Source organism: Shewanella sp. 10N.286.52.E4 (genome assembly GCF_041468785.1).
Taxonomy (GTDB): Bacteria; Pseudomonadota; Gammaproteobacteria; order Enterobacterales; family Shewanellaceae; genus Shewanella; species Shewanella electrodiphila.
In genome coordinates this window covers 51,886-72,113 of sequence record NZ_JBFRJJ010000007.1, presented here as the reverse complement: position 1 = coordinate 72,113, position 20,228 = coordinate 51,886, and the positions used below count along the sequence as shown (strand labels likewise).

Here is a 20,228-nt window from a genome sequence, read left to right as displayed (position 1 = left end):
ATCCACTTATGGAGTGCTAAATGGCTTGGAATGAGCCCGGTAACAAGGGAAAAGATAAAGACCCTTGGGGAAACAAAAACGGTAACGATAAAGGCCCACCAGATTTAGACGAAGTATTTCGTAATCTTTCAAAGCGCTTTGGCGGTGGTAAAGGTGGTTCAGGTGGATCGTCAAGTCCTTCATTTAACTCAACCAGCATTATTGTTGTTTTAGTTATTGGTTTGTTGGTTTGGGGGGCTTCAGGTTTTTATACCATTAAAGAAGCTGAACGTGGGGTGACCTTACGTTTCGGTCAACATTCTGGCGAAGTTGGACCTGGTTTACATTGGAAAGCGACTTTTATTGATGAAGTTTTCCCTGTGAACATCAAAGCAGTTCGATCAATTCCATCTTCTGGCAGCATGCTAACATCTGATGAAAACTTGGTTAAAGTTGAATTAGATGTTCAATACCGCGTAGATGATGCTTATTTGTATTTGTTCAGCGCTGTTGATGCCAATGCAAGTTTAAGAGAAGCGACAGATAGTGCTTTACGTTATGTGATTGGACATAACACTATGGATGACATCTTGACCACTGGTCGTGATGCTATTCGTCGTGATACTTGGTCTGAACTAGAACGTATTCTTGAACCATATAAATTAGGTTTATCAATTCAAGACGTCAACTTTTTGCCTGCGCGTCCGCCTGAAGAAGTAAAAGATGCCTTTGATGATGCGATTTCTGCACAAGAGGATGAGCAACGATTCATTCGTGAAGCTGAAGCTTACGCACGTGAAATTGAACCTAAAGCTCGTGGTCAAGTAGAACGTATGGCTCAAGATGCTAGCGCTTATAAACAGCGTGAAGTGTTAGAAGCTCAAGGTAAAGTAGCGCGTTTTGAACAGTTATTGCCTGAGTATGAAATGGCACCAGAAGTGACTCGTAAGCGTCTTTATTTAGATGCGATGCAAGCAGTCATGGCTGATACGAATAAAGTACTTATTGATACCAAAAACAGTGGTAACTTAATGTATTTGCCTTTAGATAAAATGATGGATAATCAAACTAAACGTGAAGTGGTTGAGCCTGTAGCGGAAACGCATATCAATACTCCTTCAAATAATTCGTTTGGTTCTTCAATGCCGCTTGATGGCCGTCAAACTCGCGAAGCTCGTTCTCGCCAAGGGAGGGACTAACTCATGGGTAGATTTGGACTGATTATTTTAGTCATCCTTTTAGGGATTGGTTTTTCATCTTTGATGGTCGTAAATGAAGGCGAACGTGCCATTGTTTCGCGTTTTGGTGAAATTTTAAAAGATGATGTCAACGGCGAAGCTGTTACTCGTGTGCTTGCACCGGGGATCCATTTTAAAATACCTGCTATCGATAAGGTTAAATACCTTGATGCACGTATTCAAACTCTAGATGGCGCAGCTGACCGTTTCGTGACTTCAGAAAAGAAAGATTTGATGGTTGATTCATACGTTAAATGGCGTATTAACGACTTTGAAACCTTCTACCTTTCAACAGGTGGCGGTAACATCGTAACTGCAGAAGACTTGCTACAACGTAAAATCAACAATGATTTACGTACTGAGTTTGGTCGTCGCACCATTAAAGAAATTGTTTCTGGCAAACGTGATGAACTGCAAAATGATGCTTTAGAAAATGCAGCTGAAAGCTCACAGGATTTGGGTATTGAAGTGGTTGACGTTCGTGTTAAGCAAATCAATTTACCTGCTAACGTGAGTAGCAGTATTTTCCAGCGTATGCGAGCAGAGCGTCAAGCTGTTGCTAAAGAGCATCGTGCACAAGGTAAAGAGCAATCTGAAATCATTCGTGCAACGATTGATGCTGATGTAACAGTTAAAGTTGCAGAAGCTGAACGTAAAGCGTTAACTGTTCGAGGTGAAGGTGATGCACTATCTGCTAAAATTTATGCAGATGCGTATAACAAAGATCCTGAATTTTATGGTTTTTTACGTAGCTTAGAAGCCTACAAAGAAAGTTTTGCTGGCAACAGTGATGTGATGGTTCTAGAACCTGATAGTGACTTCTTTAAATACATGAAATCAATTGATGGTAAGTAAATTGTCATTTAGTTGATTAAAAACCCGGTTATTACCGGGTTTTTTTATGTCTGCGACTTTTTATATAAACAAATTGAATTTTTTGCACTTTGGCTTAATTAATCAGCTATGACTAATTTAGAAGCAAAGTATTTCATTAAATTTTATTAATTAACAGTAAGTTATAAAATTCACTTCTGCATATATTCTCTAAAAAGTATCAAAATGCTTGGTTGTTTTTTGTGCGGCTTAAAAAAAACATACAATTCCCGCAACTTAGTTGTGTGTTTTACTATGATCTGGTTCTAATTTTTCGCTATAATGAGCCCCGCCTCAAAGTATAGATTTAGCGATTAGTGATTCTAATGTTGCTAAGTTATTAAAATATAAGAATTCCAACACCCTCTGGGAGATAAGTGGATGAGCAATGCGCCAGTCGATACCGGACGCCGCAGATTCCTGACAGCCGCAACCGCCGTAGTTGGTGGAGCTGGTGCCGTCGCTGTAGCGGTGCCTTTTATCAAGTCATGGAATCCGAGCGCTAAAGCGAAAGCTGCAGGTGCACCGGTTGAAGTTAATATTAGTAAAGTAGAACCAGGTCAATTAATTCGTGTTGAATGGCGTGGCAAACCTGTATGGGTTGTACGTCGTACAGATGCAATTCTAAGTGAACTGCCAAAATTAGATGGTCAATTACGCGATCCTGCCTCTGAAGAATTACAACAGCCTGAATATGCAGCTAACCCTGCTCGTTCAATTAAGCCTGAGTTTTTCATTGCTGTAGGTATTTGTACTCACCTAGGTTGTTCACCAACTTATTTGCCTGATTCATTTGGCGAGCAAGTCGAAGGTGTTACGGCTGGATTCTTCTGCCCATGTCATGGTTCTAAGTTTGATATGGCTGGTCGTGTATTCCAAGGTGTACCTGCGCCATTAAACCTTGTTGTACCACCACATCAATATGTTGATGACGGCACGGTACTCATCGGTGTAGACACAGGAGCTGCATAATGGTTAAGAATATCGTTGATTGGATTGATGCTCGCATCCCAATGACGGCGACTTATAATCGTCACGTTGGTCAATATCCAACTCCAAAGAACTTTAACTTCTGGTATTTCTTTGGTTCATTAGCTCTACTTGTTTTAGTTAACCAACTACTGACTGGTATTTGGTTAACCATGAATTACGTGCCAACAGCTGAAGGCGCGTTTGCTTCTGTTGAATACATCATGCGTGATGTTGAATACGGTTGGTTACTTCGTTATATGCACTCCACTGGGGCCTCGGCGTTCTTTGTGGTGGTTTATCTGCATATGTTCCGTGGTCTTATCTACGGTTCTTACCAAAAGCCAAGAGAACTACTTTGGTTATTCGGTATGTTGATTTTCCTAGTGTTAATGGCTGAAGCCTTTATGGGTTACTTGCTTCCTTGGGGACAAATGTCTTACTGGGGCGCACAGGTAATTATCTCTTTGTTTGGTGCAATACCGTTTATTGGTGATGACTTAACATTGTGGATCCGTGGTGACTATGTTGTTTCTGGTGCTACGCTAAACCGCTTCTTCGCATTGCATGTTATTGCTTTGCCATTAGTACTTGTTGTACTTGTTTTCCTTCACTTAATTGCATTACACGAAGTGGGCTCAAACAACCCAGACGGTGTTGAAGTTAAGAAGAATAAAGATGAAAACGGATGGCCAGTAGACGCTATTCCTTTCCATCCTTATTACACAGTAAAAGACATTATGGGCGTGGCCGGTTTCTTAATCGTGTTCTGTTACGTATTGTTCTTTATGCCTGAAGGTGGCGGTTACTTCCTTGAAAAGCCAAATTTCGAAGCGGCTAACCCAATGAAGACTCCTGAACATATTGCTCCGGTTTGGTATTTCACTCCGTTCTACGCAATCTTACGTGCGATCCCAGACAAGCTGTTAGGTGTTGTCGGTATGGGTCTTGCGATTGCGGTATTGTTTGTTCTACCTTGGCTAGATCGCTGTAAAGTGAAGTCTATTCGTTACCGTGGTCTAATCCACAAGATTAACATTGCACAATTTACTGTGTCTTTCTTAATCCTTGGTTACTTAGGTGCTGTACCAGCAACACCAACGTTAACTATTGCAGCTCGTATCTTTACACTTACTTATTTTGGCTTCTTCGTTGCACTGTGGGTTTACAGTAAAAATGAAAAGACAAAACCGGTTCCTACGAGGGTGACGCACTAATGAAAAAGTTATTAATTGCATTAGTTACATTGTTACCATCACTTGCTATCGCAGCAGGTGGCAGCAATGTTCATTTAGAAAGTGCCAATGTGGACTTACATGATAAAGAGTCGTTAGAACGTGGTTTGAATTTATTTCAGCAATACTGTTCTGGCTGTCACAGTACTCAATATCAACGTTATGGTCGTGTAGCTGAAGATTTAGGTATTTCAGTTGATGACATGCGTACAAAGTACATGTTTACCGATGCTAAAGTTGGTGAGTTGATGGAAAACGCGATTCCACCTGCAGATGCTGCAAAGTGGTTTGGTGGAGCGGCTCCTGACTTAACGCTAGTTGCACGTGTTCGTGGTCAAGACTGGGTTTATTCATACCTTAAAGGTTTTTATAAAGATGAAAGCCGTCCATTTGGTGTGAACAATACAGTATTCCCATTAGTGGGCATGCCTCACGTTCTTGAAGATTTACAGGGTATCCCTGTTAAGCAAGAAGATGGCACTGTTGTGACGACTGGCGGTTCTATGAACGCTGAAGAGTATGACCAAGCTGTTCGCGATATCACTGGTTTCCTTGCATATTCTGCAGATCCAGTGAAATTAGAACGCGAAGCTTTAGGCTGGTGGGTACTCGGATTCTTGTTTATTTTCTTCATCGTTGCTTATTTGTTGAAGAAAGAATACTGGAAAGATGTGCACTAGACACGAATAACGGGTAAAATACATTATTCGCATACTTTAAACGAGGGGCTTTGCCCCTCGTTTGTTTTGTTTTTTCCGTTTTACTGGAGGGTAACAATGGCTGTAGCTGCCAACAAACGCTCTATCATGACACTTTTTTCTGGTGCCGATGATTTATATAGCCACCAAGTACGTATCGTCTTGGCTGAAAAAGGTGTAACTGTTGATGTATTGCAGGTTGAACCTAGTGAGAAACCTCAAGAGTTATTGGATGTTAATCCATACAACTCAGTACCGACTCTAGTTGATCGTGAATTAGTGCTGTATGAATCTCGTATCATTATGGAATATTTAGATGAGCGTTTCCCTCATCCTCCATTGATGCCTGTATACCCGGTTGCTCGTGGCCAAAGCCGTCTAATGATGCACCGTATTGATACAGACTGGTATGTACTCGTTGATCGTATCCGTAAAGGTGAAAAAGCTGACGCAGCTCGTAAAGAGTTAACTGAAAGCTTAGTTGCTTTAGCGCCAGTATTTGCTGAAATGCCTTACTTCATGAGTGAAGAATTTGGCTTAGCTGATTGTTACTTAGGTCCGTTATTATGGCGTTTACCTGAGTTAGGTATCAACTTAGATGTTCGTACATCTAAAGATATCCATGCTTACATGACACGCATTTTTGAGCGTGAATCATTTAAAGCATCGTTAACTGAGGTTGAGCGCGAAATGCGCATGGGTATGTAATGAAAGCGATTACACCTAACCGTCCATATTTGTTGCGGGCTTACTACGAGTGGTTGATGGATAACCACTTTACCCCACATGTTGTTGTGGATGCATTTGTAAAGGGCACTCAGGTACCTCAAGAGTTTGTTAAGGACGGTCAAATCGTGCTTAATATTGCTGGCGGTGCAGTGGGCAACTTACAAATGACCAATGAATTTGTTGAGTTTAATGCTCGATTTGGTGGTGTGCCTCAGCAAGTTGTTTTACCTATGGCTGCAATCGTTGCGATTTATGCGCGCGAAAACGGTGCTGGGACTGTGTTTGATATGGAAGATGCTTATATGCCTGAAGATGAATCGGAAGATTTAGCTCCAGCACCACGCTCTTTCTCTGCAGTTGAAACAACGGATAAAGCTGACGTTACAGAAGAAAAGCCTACAAGCAATTCTGAAAAACCAAAAGGACGTGCACATTTAACTGTCGTCAAGTAACGATGTAATGTGTCAGTTCGGTTCATAAGAAAACCAGTCGCAAATGAGTGACTGGTTTTTTCATTTCTGTCTCACTAAAAATGATTGTTGAAGTAAACCATTAATTTAGTCGAGATAAGCTTTTGCCAACCGAGTCAATTTAAACGCGACTTTTAAGCTGCGGTTCTCTAGATTGTCATTGTCAGTTTCTAATTGATAACGTGCGACTATGGCCAAATAGGCACAAAGTTGTTCAGAATCTTGAGCGAGTGCAAGCAAAGCAATTGGTTCGATTAATTGACGATAAGCATGATGATTATGCATGTGTTGTTTTAGATCTAATGGATCCCAATCTGCGCAGATGCAATCAGCCACATGTGATTTTAATTGCTCTGATTTTGTGTGACTGATTTCAGTTTTTGGCAATAATTCCACTAAGCCTGCTAGCAAATTTTCAACTCCGTCAGCAATATGTTCTTCTGCTGAGGGCTGATCGATGAAACAAAACTCACCTAAACTTAATTTAGCACTCTCAGAGGCGCTTACCTCAATCGACTTTTTACGGCCTTGATGCCAAGCAAAGCTAACTAACGGATAATCGCCTACCGCTGCGTTGTAGTTAACACAAACTAAATGCTCATTTTGAATGTCAGGGAAACTGTCTTGAGGGTAATGGCCAATTACGACAGGTGTCGATAATTGATGGTGTGGATGGTGTTCAATTAATTCCAGAACAGTATAGTTGAGACACGAAGTCATCATTGCTGATAACGGATGTGTCTCATCAAATGCAGCAGGCCAAAACTGTTGAGACAAAGCATTTTTACTGCCTTTTTCTGAATCAGTGTTTACGGTAGATGTAGACTCTTGAGTTAATAAACATAGATAAGGGTTAAGTTGGCTTATAACGGATTCGTCCCAACATGCATGTATTGCCCGAATATGATCAAAATCGAGATAAATCGGTAATGCCATAAACCAGTCAATCCACTGGAACAACTGCTCATCACCTTGAGCGAATTCTTTTAAGAATAGCGGTGTTAACTTATTGGTTTCAGTAGAACCATTAGGTAAGTAGGGCGTATCCGTAATGGGGTGATGCTTACTCCATCCTATTGCTTCAAATTCGTTGCTACCCAGCAAGCAAAAAGCATGGCCTTTATCTACTAACTCTTTTACAAATGACAATAATGCAATGTGCTCTATATTTTCAGCTTCATTTGCAGCAATTAAGTTTCCACAAAACACCAGTTTCACGAATTGAATGCTTGATTCAGGATCTTCAATATCAAAATCAATTTCAGTGAGTAAGTCATTCAATTTATCTAAGCGGCCATAGACATCACCTATGAAATATAAGCTGGTATTGTCGATTTGTTGTTTGTGGCTGTGCATGTTGAAACCCAGAAGACAAATAAAGTAAATTGAGCCGTATTATACCCTAGCAACGAAACGTTACAGCTGAAATAAATCATACAGAGTGCTAAAAATTTAAGTGGGCTACTAAGCTATGATATTATCCGCGGCTTGTACCCTTTGGTTGGTCATCTACAGAGTGACTGTTGATTATTAATCAACTTTATAATGGTTTGAGTTTGGAATCTTTTGCAAACCGATGAGTTCACAAGACCACACACGTGCAAATTTCACCTTGAAGTTGGGATGTTTAATGCTGTTAATGATTGATAATTATGATTCATTTACCTTTAACTTAGTGCAGTATTTTCAGCGCTTAGGTTATGAAGTCGTGGTTAAAAGAAATGATCAAATTACTCTCAGCGAAATTGAAGCGCTTAATCCAAGTCATCTGGTTATTTCGCCTGGTCCGTGTTCTCCAGATGAGTCGGGTATATCACTTGCTGCCATTGCGCATTTTGCGGGTAAAGTACCATTATTGGGCGTGTGCTTAGGTCACCAAGCGATTGCACAGGTATTTGGGGCTAACGTGATAAAAGCGCAACGGGTCATGCATGGTAAAACGAGCGCAATAACCCATAACGAATTAGGTTTATTTCAGCAATTAAATCAGCCATTAACTGTCACGCGTTACCATTCTCTGCTAGTTGAATCTTTGCCTGAAGCGTTTCAATTAGATGCCTGGTTTGATGATCCCATTCATGGACGAGAAATCATGGCAATGAGTCATAAAACTCTGCCAATTTATGGTGTGCAATTTCATCCAGAAGCGATATTGACTGAGCAAGGTCATGAACTATTGAATAATTTTCTGACTCGATGCTAACTTCTGTTACAACTTAAGCGATAAATCCCCACAAACATTGTCATTATTTGTGATATAAAAGGCCAATAATAAAAGTACTTGCCAAACTTTTTAACGTTTAGGCGAGAATATATCATTCATCTTTGATGACAAGGGATTTAATATGACCAGGCTACTGCGAAATGCCGCATTGAGTGCGCTTTCTCTCGCAATAATTTCAGGTTGCAGCGCTACAGCAAGCAACAATGACTCTCCAACCGTATCTAATCAATCAGCCAGTGTGGTAGTGCCATTCGCTATGCCACCGCAAGCTGAGCAAGCATTGACCTTGAATCAAATTATGGCTAATCCTGATTGGATGGGATTGTTAGCTAAGAATGCTTATTGGTCTGACGATAGCCAGTCAGTTTATTTTAGTCGCCAAGAGCATCAATCTGCGATTGCGGATGTATACCAACAAGGCATCAATCAGTCTCAAGCTACGATTCTTAAACTTAACCAGTTGCATTTAGCAGATCAAAAACGTGGCGTGTTTAATACTGACAAGTCTCAAAAAGCCTATATTTACAAAGGCAATATCTTTGTTAAACAACTTAACTCCGGTGAGATTAAACAATTAACTCGTCAAAATAATGCGATTGATGACGTTAAGTTTTTAAACTCAGGCGATCTTGCTTATATGCAAGGTAACAGTGTGTTCAAATTACATTTAGACACAGGTATGACTGAGCAACTTGTTGATATTCAAATGGCTAAAGCGCCTGCGGACGTTAAAGATCCTGAGTCATATATTGCTAAACAGCAACACCGCCTAATTGCTTATGTTGCACTACAGCATGACAAGAATAAATCTCGAGCAGAATACGCAGAAGAATTAGCAGCACAAGATCCGACGTTTGCACCTAAAACCTGGTACTTAGGTGACAGTGAAACTGTCGATGAAATGAGTTTATCTGCTGATGGTCGTTATCTTGTTGTCGCTTTATCAGATAAAAATTATAGCTGGCGAGCTGAACATGACATCATGCCTAACTACCTAGGCAAAGATGGTTATGTAGACGCTGTACCTGCAAGAGCAAGAGTGGCAGAAGACAACTATCCAGGCGAAAGGTTAGTATTACTCGACTTAGTTGAGCATGTAAAAAAAGATATCACGATTGAAGGTTTAACTGGCTTTGATGAAGATGTATTGGCATCAGTTAAAGCAGAAAATGCTAAAGCCAAAGGCGAAAGTTACACAAGTAAGCCTGAGCCGCGTGTTCTGCAGTTAATGCAAGACTGGGGCTGGGGTCAAAGTGCCATTCAATGGCATGACACTGACAATAAATTGCTTGTAATGATGGAAGCCCATGATAACAAAGATCGTTGGATCGCAAGTGTCGATCTACAGTCTGGCAAGCTTGAGACTGAACATCGTTTACATGATGATGCTTGGATTAACTATACTTTTAACCAGTTTGGTTGGGTGACCGGTGAAGATAAGTTTTATTACTTGTCTGAAGAATCTGGATTCTCTCAGTTATATGTCAAAGCAGATGGTAAAACTACTGCTTTAACTAAAGGCGAGTATGTCGTTGATCAAGTAACATTATCACCAGATGCAAGCCATTTATATTACCGTGCGAATAAAGACCATCCTGGCACCTATAATGTCTACCGTGTAGAGATTGCAACTGGTAAGACTGAACAATTAACCGAGTGGACAGGCACTTTAGATTACAAACTAAGCCCTGACGGTCAATCATTGTTACTGACAGCTTCTACAGCTGTAAACCCAGATGAGCTATACATACAGCCAATAGGTGGCGAGCTTAAACAATTAACTCAATACACCAGCAAAGCGTTTAGCCAATACGCATGGCAAGCGCCGCAAGTTGTAAAAGTTCCTTCAACTCATGGTGCTAAAGATATTTATGCCAGAGTGTATTTGCCTCAAGGGTACGATGCTGCTAATGCTGATAAATACCCTGCGGTCATCTTTAATCATGGCGCAGGTTATTTACAAAATGCCCATAATGGTTTCTCTGGTTACTTCCGTGAGTTTATGTTCCATAACCTGCTGACACAGCAAGGTTATGTGGTAATGGACATGGATTATCGTGGTTCTAAGGGTTACGGGCGTGACTGGCGCACCGCTGTGTACCGTAATATGGGACACCCTGAAGTTGAAGATTTAAAAGACGGTGTTAGCTGGATGGCAAAACACACCAATGTCGATACTGCTAAAGTGGGTACCTATGGTGGTTCTTACGGCGGGTTCTTAACCTTCATGGCATTATTTAATGAGCCAGAGTTATTCCAAGCTGGCGCAGCATTACGTCCAGTGACGGACTGGGCACATTATAATGCGCCTTACACTTCGAATATTCTTAATACGCCAGATGTCGACCCTATCGCTTATGAGCGTAGCTCGCCAATTGAGCATGCTCAAGGTTTAGAAAAGCCGCTGCTGATCATGAGTGGTGTGCTGGATGATAATGTTTTCTTCCAAGACAGTGTACGTTTAGTACAACGTTTAATTGAACTTGAAAAACCAATGTTTGAGACGGCGATTTACCCAGTTGAACCGCATGGCTTTAGACAGCCATCAAGCTGGTTAGATGAATACCGTCGTATATACAAACTATTTGAGCAAGAGCTTAAGTAAATATTGGAAATTAGCACTTTATGCCATGCATGAAGCGCTTCACCTTAAAAGGGCTTCCTATTGGAAGCCTTTTTTATGTCTTTCTTTTTTGATTATTACGCTCAATTGATACATAAAGCGGCCGATATCCTTTATTATCACCAACATGTATCAAGGTTAAAGGTTTGCAGTAGTGGCAGTGTCGGTAGCAGGTGGAGTCAGACCAGGAAAAGTCATCGAAGTTGAAAATCGATTATATAAACAACTTATTGTAGGGAAAGAAAAGCTGACCCAGCAGTTTGATGATCGCGATAAACAGCTTGAGGATGATGCCAATAAATTAGAAGTCGAGCGTAAAGCCATTAAGGCGCGCATGGAAGAGCAAGCAAAAGCTCAGCATGTGCTTAAGCGTATTTCTGAGCAGCTGACCATCACAGTGATGAATGCCCTAGAGCATCAAATTAGCTCACCTAAACAAATGCTGGAACAATCTGGTCTAGCTGAGTCACAAGTCTTACTACTTGATTTACTATTGAATAAAGACCCTGATCTTCGTCGTATCCGCCCCTTAGTCGAAAACATCTCCTGGTTGTATACCGATTTAGTCAATTTAATTAATAGCCCAGCATCAAGCCATAGAAGACCTCAGCGCTCGGAAGTTAAAGTCACTGATATTAAGTTAGTCCTTAATTATATTGGCATTGAAAACTTACAAGCGGTAATACCTTACTTTTGCCTACGTAACTGGTTGCCTTCTGGTAATGCCAATCTAGTTTGGACCACCAGAAAGCTATGGCGATATAGCATGATGACTGCAATTGCAGCCAAAGCCCTAGCAGTATTGCATGAGAAAGATGCGGCGTTGGTTTACAGCGCGTCGCTCATGAAGCAATTAGGCAGTGCGACTATCTTGAATGCTAGCGCAAGGCAGTTTGAGAAAACCTGGGGCACTTGGCTGCGAGAAACGAGTGCTAAAGGAGATAAGAATCTCTACGATGCTGTGATGGCATCTGAGTTTCCTGCTAATGAAGTCTTTAGCAAGGTAATGTCTCATGGTGAGCAGTTAAATTGGCAAATGCTGGATTTACTTGAATTTGAAAACAGTAAGCTGACAAAAATACTAAAAGAGCTCGATTTTAATTACCACTTTAGCGAGTTCTCTGCTGAAAGTGCCATCGTCGCGAAAGCGAGCTGCTTCGCGAAAGTGTTATTGTTAGAAGAATCTCGCCTAATTGAACCCCAAGAAAAGCGTGTGATGTTTGATTATTATGAATTTACTGAGCAGGAACTTATCAGGCTGAAAGGGCAAAACTACCGTAAATTGGATTTAGTGTAATCACAGTAATGGGACTGTGATTGACTAAATTGACTTGTCTAATTATGCATATTTGATGAATAGCTAAGTAAATCGAGTTCAAATAACTTTTTTTATGACTATTTATGCTCAAATTTAGCAATATAAGTACTTTGTATGCGCATTTTTATCACTCTTTATTCACTAATCATTTCAGTAATGAATAGTTAACAGCTAAAAACTGGTATTTTGATCACATTTTAGCTAATAATGACCTTCAAGTTAGACAAGCAACCGCTGCGATACTAAACCAAAACCAATACAGACAGCGGACTAGAGTGATTTTTAAATCACTTAATAACCAAAGGACGAAAAGTAATGAGCGTTGAAATGAACTTAACACGTGCCCAATTTGATGAAGTTATGGTGCCTAATTATGCGCCTGCAGCAGTAATTCCTGTTCGCGGTGAAGGTAGCCGAGTTTGGGATCAACAAGGTAACGAGTTTATTGACTTTGCTGGTGGTATTGCAGTGAACTGTTTAGGTCATTGTCATCCTGCTCTAGTTGGCGCGCTTAAAGAACAAGGCGAAAAACTTTGGCATCTTTCAAATGTAATGACTAACGAACCAGCACTAGAGTTGGCGACTAAGTTAGTTAATGCCACTTTTGCTGAACGTGTTTATTTTGCTAACTCGGGCGCAGAAGCTAACGAAGCTGCGCTGAAACTAGCTCGTCGTTACGCACTAGAAAATCACGGTCCACAAAAAGATCAAATCATTGCATTTGATAAAGCCTTCCACGGTCGTACTTTCTTTACTGTTACTGTTGGTGGCCAAGCGGCTTATTCTGATGGTTTCGGTCCTAAGCCACAAAGTGTTACTCACGTACCATTCAATGATATTGCTGCACTTGAAGCTGTCATCTCAGATAATACATGTGCCATTATGCTTGAGCCGCTTCAAGGTGAAGGCGGAATTATCAATGGTGACCCAGAATTCCTTAAAGCGGTTCGTGCTTTAGCTGATAAGCATGACGCATTAGTTATTTTTGATGAAGTACAAACAGGTGTTGGCCGTACTGGTGAGCTATTCGCATACATGGGCACAGATATCGTACCTGATATTTTAACCAGTGCTAAAGCATTAGGTGGCGGTTTCCCAATCGCAGCAATGCTGACTACTGCTAAAATTGCAGCACATTTAAAAATTGGTACTCACGGTTCTACTTATGGTGGTAACCCACTAGCGTGTGCTATTGGTAACGCTGTAATGGATGTCGTTAATACACCTGAAGTACTTAACGGTGTTAAGCATCGCGAGCAATTATTCCGTGATGGTTTAGCGGCAATTAATGCTAAATATAATGTATTTGAAGAAGTACGCGGCCAAGGCATGTTATTAGGTGCTGTACTGAATGAACAATACGCTGGTCGTAGTCGTGACTTCCTTGTTGCGTCAGTTGCAGAAGGTTTAATGAGCCTGATTGCTGGTGCTAACGTAGTGCGTTTTGCTCCTTCTCTTGTGATCCCAGAAGCCGATATTGCTGAAGGTTTAGCGCGTTTTGAACGTGCTGTAGCTAAAGTAGTTGCAGGTTAATTGATAAAATTGCGCAACCATTGGGTTGCGCTTTTTTGTTTGGGTAACCAATGAGGTTAAGTATTTAAGCCTGAAGGCATAAATACTGACTTTATAGGTGTTATTTTAGGAGAGTTTGATGCTAATCATTCGACCAATTCGCGCCAGTGATTACGATGCTCTATACAAGGTAGCTGTTGAGTCAGGACATGGGTTTACATCTCTGCCTGTCAACGAAGAGCTATTGCGATCGAAAATCGCTCGTGCAGAAGCCTCTTTTTCCAAGCAAGTTGAAAAGCCTTTTGATGAAGGTTATTTGATGGTGCTTGAAGATCTGAAAACCAATGAAGTTGTCGGTACCTGTGGTATCGAAGCCGCTGTTGGAATGGAAGATGCTTTTTATCATTACCGTTTAGGTACTGAAGTTTATCATTCAAAACAAATCTCAGTTCGTAATGAAGTTGAAACCCTGACCTTGTGCCATGACTACACTGGTGCGGCAGAGTTGTGTACTTTATTTTTGAATAAAGATTATCGTCGTGGCTATAACGGCCGCATGCTGTCACGTTCACGCTTCTTATTTTTAGCGCAACATGAGCAACGTTTTGGCAGCACGGTCATTGCCGAAATGCGTGGCGTTAGCGATGAAAAGGGCGACTCGCCTTTTTATGAATGGTTACAAGATCATTTCCTCGGTATCGATTTTGTTGAAGCTGATTATCTCTCAGGTTTAGGTAAGAAAGCCTTTATGGCTGAAATGATGCCGCGAAGTCCAATTCATGTGTGCCTTTTACCTAAAAAAGCGCAAAAAGTGATCGGTGAAGTGCATCGCAACACCAAGCCTGCATTGAAGTTGCTTCAAGCTGAAGGCTTTAAATTTAGAAACTACGTCGATATTTTTGATGGCGGCCCAACTGTAGAGTGTGCATTAAATGATATTCGCTCAGTTCAGCTGAGCAGAGAGCTCACAGTGACCATCGGCAAAATGCCTCATGCAGACCACCAATACATTATTGCCAATACTTTGTTAGCGGATTATCGCGCGACAGCGGCAAAAGTGAAGGTGTCGGATAAGCATGACAAGGTAACGCTCAGCCCAGAGTTGGCTGAAGCATTGAAAGTGGCTAATGGCGATAACATTCGCGTACTAGAACTTTAGGACAGAACAAATGACACAATTTATTAAAGGCCAATGGTCTAATGGCGAAGGCCATGAAGTAACATCAGTTAACCCAGCTAACGGTGAGGTTATCTGGAGTGGTAAAACTGCAACTGCAGCTCAAGTGAATACTGCGATTGATGCTGCTCGTGCAGCACAATTTGATTGGTTTATGCTGGGTTATGAAGCGCGTTTAGCTATCGTTGAAGCATACCGCAGTGAACTTGAAGCACATAAAGCTGAGCTTGCTGAAGTGATTGCACAAGAAACCGGTAAGCCGCAGTGGGAAACTGCTACAGAAGTTGGCGCGATGATAGGTAAAATTGGCCTATCAGCAGCAGCTCACGATAAGCGTACTGGTACAGAAACCAACGATATTCCAGCTGGACGTGCAGTATTGCGTCATAAGCCTCACGGTGTTGTTGCGGTATTTGGTCCTTATAATTTCCCTGGTCATTTACCTAATGGCCATATTGTTCCTGCATTGCTTGCTGGTAACACTGTGGTATTTAAGCCGTCTGAACTGACTCCAAAAGTTGCTGAAGAAATGCTGAAACTTTGGGATAAAGCTGGATTGCCACAAGGGGTGATTAACCTTGTTCAAGGTGAGCTTGAAACGGGCAAGGCATTAGCGTCTCATCCACAAATCGACGGTTTGTTCTTTACGGGCAGTTCGCGTACGGGTCATTTACTGCATCAACAATATGCAGGTCACCCAGGCAAAATTTTAGCACTTGAAATGGGCGGTAATAACCCATTAATCATCAAAGATGTTCAAGATACTAAAGCCGCTGTTCACGATATTATTCAGTCAGCGTATATCTCTTCAGGTCAACGTTGTACTTGTGCTCGTCGTCTTTATATCGAGCAAGGCAGCGCGGGTGACGCATTAATTGAGCAACTTATTGCTGCCATTAAGCAAATTAAAGTCGGTAGCTGGAATGCACAGCCACAACCATTTATGGGTTCTATGATTTCTGAGGGCGCAGCTAAAGGTATGGTTGCTGCACAAGCAGAATTACAAGCGCTTGGTGGTCAATCTTTAGTTGAGTTAACGCATGTTGAAGCGGGTACTGGCTTAGTGTCTCCTGGTTTAATTGATGTCACTGAGATTGCTGAATTACCAGATGAAGAATACTTTGGTCCATTACTGCAACTTGTTAGATACCAAGATTTTGACAATGCGATTGATATGGCGAATAACACGCGTTATGGCTTATCTGCAGGTATCTTAGCTGACAGCCGTGAAGATTATGATTACTTCTTAGCGCGCATTCGTGCAGGTATCGTTAATTGGAATAAGCAAATCACGGGTGCTTCAGGTTCAGCACCATTTGGTGGCGTTGGCGCTTCTGGTAATCATCGTGCAAGCGCATTTTATGCTGCTGATTACTGTGCTTACCCTGTTGCTTCAGTGGAAGCAGACAGTGTTAGCTTGCCAGCAAACTTAAGCCCAGGGCTTTCAATTTAAAATAACAATAAAGCTGCTAAGGCAATGACTAGGGCCTGTTAATCTTTTCTGGTTGAATTTTGTTCGAGTTAAAAACGTTTTAATTGAGGCGAATGGATTGATGCCTAGTCACCTAAGCAAAAGCCATTCAACAAAGAGTAAAATGTTTTTAGCCGAACCCTTCGGGCAGCGTTTGTTGGCCACTTTTACTGCGTTATTGACTTTTTATGTAGAATAACTACACCTCAAAGTCTCTGCCTTGTACAAATGGCCAACAATTCGCTGCAAAAGCAACCTTGAAAGATCAACAGGCCCTTACTCATTGCCTTTTTTATAAAGAAGGATTTTATTATGCATACCGACGTAAACGCTTTGTTCGCTGCATTATGGCAAGACTATATCAACATGACGCCATCAGCGGATAGTATTCATAAGTTACTCAGTAACGGCGAGCCGATCATTAATGATCATATTGCTTTGAGAACCTTTAACATTGCTAAAGTTAACTTATCAGTGCTTGCCGAACATTTCGAGTCCATTGGTTATGTGGCTTGTGGTGATTACAACTTTGAGCAAAAGAAATTAATCGCCAAACACTTTGAGCATCCTGATGCAAATCAACCAAAAGTCTTTATCTCTGAGCTATTAGTTGAAGAGTTTAGCCCTGAAGCGCAAGCCATTATTCATGGTTTAATTGACCAAGTGGATGAGAGCGCAACTAAAGCGGATAATTTCCTTTATTCTGGTCGTCATTGGAATGTGGATCTTGCAAGCTACAAAACACTATTAGCTGAAAGTGAATACGCAGCTTGGGTTGCCGCTATTGGCTATCGCGCAAACCATTTCACAGTATCAATCAATGCGCTGCCAGAGTTTGAACGTATTGAGTCAGTCAATGAAGCATTGAAAAGTGCCGGCTTTAAATTGAACACTTCAGGCGGTGAAGTGAAAGGTTCAGCTGAAGTTTTGTTAGAGCAATCTTCGACGATGGCTGACAGAATGATGGTTACTTTTGCGGATGGTGAATTAGAAATCCCAACCTGTTTTTATGAGTTTGCTCGCCGATACCCAATGACGGATGGCAATTTGTATACAGGCTTTGTTGCGGCTTCTGCCGATAAAATTTTTGAAAGCACTAACGCTGCAGGCTAAAGTTTTGGTTTATTTAAACTGAAACTACAACAAGCTGATTATTGTGGTTATTGCTTTTTATTGAACAAGCCCTGAGTCATTTCTATGTTATTTAAATGACTCAGGGCTTTTTAGTGTCTGGTATAGAAGATTGAGCGATTAGACGCTGGTCATCACTTTCGGATTGTTAAATACAATCGTCACTCTGAGCCCACCTAAGCGCTCTGAACGGTCAAACGTCAGATTGTACCCATACTGTTCGATAATCTCTTTGACGATGGATAAGCCAAGCCCATGGCCTACAACAGCCTCATCTAAACGCTTACCGCGATTGGTTAACTGATTGAGTTGATCATCATTCACACCAGGTCCATCATCTTCTATCGTGAGTGTCAGAGTTTGACCTGAATTAACCTCACTCGTTTTACTGTTACTGGCTATGACGTCGATATCGACAATGATATTTGATTGTGCCCACTTATAGGCGTTGTCTAATAGATTGCCAAACAGTTCCATCCCATCTTCACGGTGAATAGGCAGTCGGTTGATATTGGCAATGATATTGACGCTGCAATCAATTTGTTTATGGTGGTGGACTTTATCTAAAGTATTGGTGAGCGCCTCGAAATCTCTTGGAATGACCATTTGTGCAGCGGGGAGCATATCGCCGGTGATACGAGCTGCGGCAAGTTTACGTTCAATCATATTGCGAATTTGATCGAGTTGCTGTTGCATAGCTTCGGCAGATTCAGGATTGGATAAACCGAGCACTTCAACTTGCTGCTGCATCACAGCAAGCGGGGTTTTTAGACCATGGCTTAAATTACCCAGGTTATTACGGCTACGCTCAATTTGATTGGCGGTGTAATCCAATAGTTCGTTATAGGTTTCTGCTAACGGCTTTATTTCTACTGGGATCTGATTAATCTCGAGAGAGTTTATTTCACCTTGCCTAAGTTTAGCTAGTGAATCCTGAATGGATTTAACAGGCTTAAAAGATTGCCTGATAATGATAAAAATACCGCCAATCATTGCTAGCAGCATGGCGATATTGATCGCAAGCTTAGTACCAAATACTTCACTAAATACCCGCCGGCCAATACTTAAATCTTGGGCAACAGTTAACGTTGCCACTTTCTGACCGCTGGTGGAGCCTAAGCCAATAGATAATAACTGCATATCATTATTTTTTGGCCCTTTGGCTTGCCAGACGCGAGTTTGGTTTTGCTCAAGTAGTTCAATGTCGAGTTGTACATCCCATAGGGAGCGAGAACGAATGACTTGGCTTTCTGAATTAAACTGAAAGTAGCGCCCAGAGTATGCGGGTTTGTAAAAGCTCGACAGCTCATTTTGGTCGATAATGATTTCGCCAGCATTAATATGACTGGCCAGAATGATGTGCTCTAAATCTTCTTCGAGTCGATTGATGATAGAGTCGTGAAAAGCTTGTCGCAGCATGGACTCAAACAGTATGAGTCCAATGACTGTCGCAATAATAATGAGTGCACTGAGCCATAAGCTTAGCTTACTGCGGATCGATATCATTCCACGATGCCGTGAAAGATGTATCCTTGGCCGCGTCGAGTTTCAATGGCCGTTTTACCGAGTTTTTTACGTAAATGAGTGACGTAAACTTCTACAACATTTGACTCTTTCTCATCATCAAATTGGTATAGTTTGTCTGTCAATTGGGCTTTTGAGAGTAACTTTTTAGGCGACATCAGGAAGATTTTAAGCAATCTAAACTCCATCGCGGTTAATTCAAAATGGTTTTCACCGATATGCACTCTCTGCTCGGCTTCATCTAATGTAATGCCGCCATAGCTTAATTGCTTTGATGAGGTATTAAGTCGGCCATGGGCACGGTGAATAAGTGCTTGAACACGTGCTAATAACTCTTGGGCATGGAAAGGTTTGCCAAGGTAGTCATCAGCGCCAGCATTAAAACCTTCAACTTTTTCATGCCACTGACTTCGGGCGGTTAGCATGATAACGGGAGTATCGATGCCTTTTTCGCGCCAAGACTGTACTAGCGTTAAGCCATTACCGTCAGGGAGGCCTATGTCTAGAATGACACAGTCGTATTGGGTTTCTTTAATTAGATAGTCTGCTTCAACAGCTTTGTCAGTGACATCTGTAACATAGCCAGCTTGTTTAAGTTGTTTCTCAAGTTCAGCAACTAAAAGGGTATTATCTTCGACGAGTAGCAGTTTCATTTATTTGGCATTCACTTGGTAGTTGGTCAGTAGACTCTGGCATTCCATTTGTTGCATCGATAGATAAATGGATAACATGCCCTTTTTTTAACTTTAATTGTAAATCATAACGCCATTTATCATCCTCTTGATAGAGGCTGGCATCAATTAATTCACCTTCACAGTATTGTGCAAGTAAAGTAAGGGAATAATCAAGTGAACGAATGCTACCAGATGTGACCAAGCGCTGAACTTCATCATGTTGAAGCTCGTTTGTCATTGCATGTGTCGTTGAGCTGAGAGTGTATGCAAATAGACTGAGAAAAAGCGCTGGCAGCAGCCTCATTGGAAAGACTCCCATAAAAAAAGTGATAATCAGATTGACTAATTATCACTTTAATTAATTACTCTTAAATCAAGCTGAA

General features: G+C 41.3%; 18 protein-coding genes. 14 read left to right on the top strand and 4 right to left on the bottom strand.

Features of this window, described 5'->3' with window-relative positions; genetic code table 11:
- Nucleotides 1-20: 20 nt before the first annotated feature.
- The 7 genes from hflK (at nt 21) to AB4153_RS04125 (ending at nt 6,173) form a co-directional block, all read left to right on the top strand.
- On the top strand, nt 21-1,178 hold the full coding sequence (gene hflK, locus AB4153_RS04155) for an FtsH protease activity modulator HflK (RefSeq protein ID WP_102529203.1): 1,158 nt from the start codon (nt 21-23) through the stop codon (nt 1,176-1,178).
- A gap of 3 nt (nt 1,179-1,181) precedes the next feature.
- Nucleotides 1,182-2,072 (top strand): protease modulator HflC, encoded by an 891-nt coding sequence (gene hflC / locus AB4153_RS04150; protein WP_102529204.1) that lies wholly within the window; start codon nt 1,182-1,184, stop codon nt 2,070-2,072.
- 399 nt (nt 2,073-2,471) lie between these two features.
- Entirely contained in the window at nt 2,472-3,062 is a 591-nt protein-coding gene (gene petA, locus AB4153_RS04145; RefSeq protein ID WP_055024958.1) for a ubiquinol-cytochrome c reductase iron-sulfur subunit, read from the top strand.
- Entirely contained in the window at nt 3,062-4,276 is a 1,215-nt protein-coding gene (locus AB4153_RS04140) for a cytochrome bc complex cytochrome b subunit (RefSeq protein WP_055024957.1), read from the top strand. Before petA ends, AB4153_RS04140 begins: the two co-directional genes overlap by 1 nt.
- Complete coding sequence (locus tag AB4153_RS04135) at nt 4,276-4,974, top strand: cytochrome c1 (protein WP_303515674.1); 699 nt, start codon at nt 4,276-4,278, stop codon at nt 4,972-4,974. Before AB4153_RS04140 ends, AB4153_RS04135 begins: the two co-directional genes overlap by 1 nt.
- Before the next feature lie 96 nt (nt 4,975-5,070).
- Nucleotides 5,071-5,700 carry a stringent starvation protein SspA gene (gene sspA / locus AB4153_RS04130; RefSeq protein WP_102529207.1) on the top strand — a complete coding sequence of 210 codons (630 nt, stop codon included), beginning with the start codon at nt 5,071-5,073 and terminating at the stop codon, nt 5,698-5,700.
- Nucleotides 5,700-6,173, top strand: coding sequence for a ClpXP protease specificity-enhancing factor (locus AB4153_RS04125; protein ID WP_102529208.1), 474 nt, complete (start codon nt 5,700-5,702; stop codon nt 6,171-6,173). Before sspA ends, AB4153_RS04125 begins: the two co-directional genes overlap by 1 nt.
- 105 nt (nt 6,174-6,278) lie before the next feature.
- Here the strand turns inward: AB4153_RS04125 and AB4153_RS04120 are convergent, their stop codons facing one another.
- The gene (locus AB4153_RS04120; RefSeq protein WP_371996472.1) at nt 6,279-7,547 is read right to left on the bottom strand and encodes a hypothetical protein; all 1,269 of its coding nucleotides are present in this window, start codon (nt 7,545-7,547) and stop codon (nt 6,279-6,281) included.
- A 274-nt stretch (nt 7,548-7,821) separates the two neighbouring features.
- Here AB4153_RS04120 and AB4153_RS04115 point away from each other — a divergent pair, with 274 nt between their 5' ends.
- The 7 genes from AB4153_RS04115 to AB4153_RS04085 all read left to right on the top strand — a co-directional run bounded on the left by AB4153_RS04115 (nt 7,822) and on the right by AB4153_RS04085 (nt 17,629).
- The gene (locus AB4153_RS04115; protein WP_229371154.1) at nt 7,822-8,394 is read left to right on the top strand and encodes an aminodeoxychorismate/anthranilate synthase component II; all 573 of its coding nucleotides are present in this window, start codon (nt 7,822-7,824) and stop codon (nt 8,392-8,394) included.
- Between the two features lie 142 nt (nt 8,395-8,536).
- Nucleotides 8,537-11,020, top strand: coding sequence for a prolyl oligopeptidase family serine peptidase (locus tag AB4153_RS04110; protein ID WP_371996470.1), 2,484 nt, complete (start codon nt 8,537-8,539; stop codon nt 11,018-11,020).
- A 172-nt stretch (nt 11,021-11,192) separates the two neighbouring features.
- Nucleotides 11,193-12,335, top strand: coding sequence for an HDOD domain-containing protein (locus tag AB4153_RS04105; protein WP_102529212.1), 1,143 nt, complete (start codon nt 11,193-11,195; stop codon nt 12,333-12,335).
- Nucleotides 12,336-12,671: 336 nt separating this feature from the next.
- Entirely contained in the window at nt 12,672-13,889 is a 1,218-nt protein-coding gene (locus AB4153_RS04100) for an aspartate aminotransferase family protein (protein ID WP_102529213.1), read from the top strand.
- Nucleotides 13,890-14,007: 118 nt separating this feature from the next.
- Nucleotides 14,008-15,027: an arginine N-succinyltransferase gene (astA, locus tag AB4153_RS04095; RefSeq protein WP_102529214.1), complete on the top strand. Its 1,020-nt coding sequence runs from the start codon at nt 14,008-14,010 to the stop codon at nt 15,025-15,027.
- 10 nt (nt 15,028-15,037) lie between these two features.
- Nucleotides 15,038-16,498 carry a succinylglutamate-semialdehyde dehydrogenase gene (astD, locus tag AB4153_RS04090; protein ID WP_229371160.1) on the top strand — a complete coding sequence of 487 codons (1,461 nt, stop codon included), beginning with the start codon at nt 15,038-15,040 and terminating at the stop codon, nt 16,496-16,498.
- Between the two features lie 330 nt (nt 16,499-16,828).
- Nucleotides 16,829-17,629: a DUF1338 domain-containing protein gene (locus AB4153_RS04085; protein ID WP_303515659.1), complete on the top strand. Its 801-nt coding sequence runs from the start codon at nt 16,829-16,831 to the stop codon at nt 17,627-17,629.
- A 138-nt stretch (nt 17,630-17,767) separates the two neighbouring features.
- On the opposite strand, the gene AB4153_RS04080 is transcribed toward AB4153_RS04085, so the two are convergent.
- Genes AB4153_RS04080 through AB4153_RS04070 form a run of 3 tightly spaced genes read right to left on the bottom strand, consistent with a single transcriptional unit; the run spans nt 17,768 to nt 20,083 of the window.
- A complete protein-coding gene (locus AB4153_RS04080) occupies nt 17,768-19,153 on the bottom strand; it encodes an ATP-binding protein (RefSeq protein WP_371996468.1) in 1,386 nt (461 codons plus the stop codon).
- Nucleotides 19,150-19,824, bottom strand: coding sequence for a response regulator transcription factor (locus AB4153_RS04075; protein ID WP_102529218.1), 675 nt, complete (start codon nt 19,822-19,824; stop codon nt 19,150-19,152). The genes AB4153_RS04080 and AB4153_RS04075 overlap by 4 nt, the downstream gene beginning before the upstream one ends.
- Nucleotides 19,799-20,083 carry a PepSY domain-containing protein gene (locus tag AB4153_RS04070; RefSeq protein ID WP_133146652.1) on the bottom strand — a complete coding sequence of 95 codons (285 nt, stop codon included), beginning with the start codon at nt 20,081-20,083 and terminating at the stop codon, nt 19,799-19,801. The genes AB4153_RS04075 and AB4153_RS04070 overlap by 26 nt, the downstream gene beginning before the upstream one ends.
- Between the last annotated feature and the right edge of the window lie 145 nt (nt 20,084-20,228).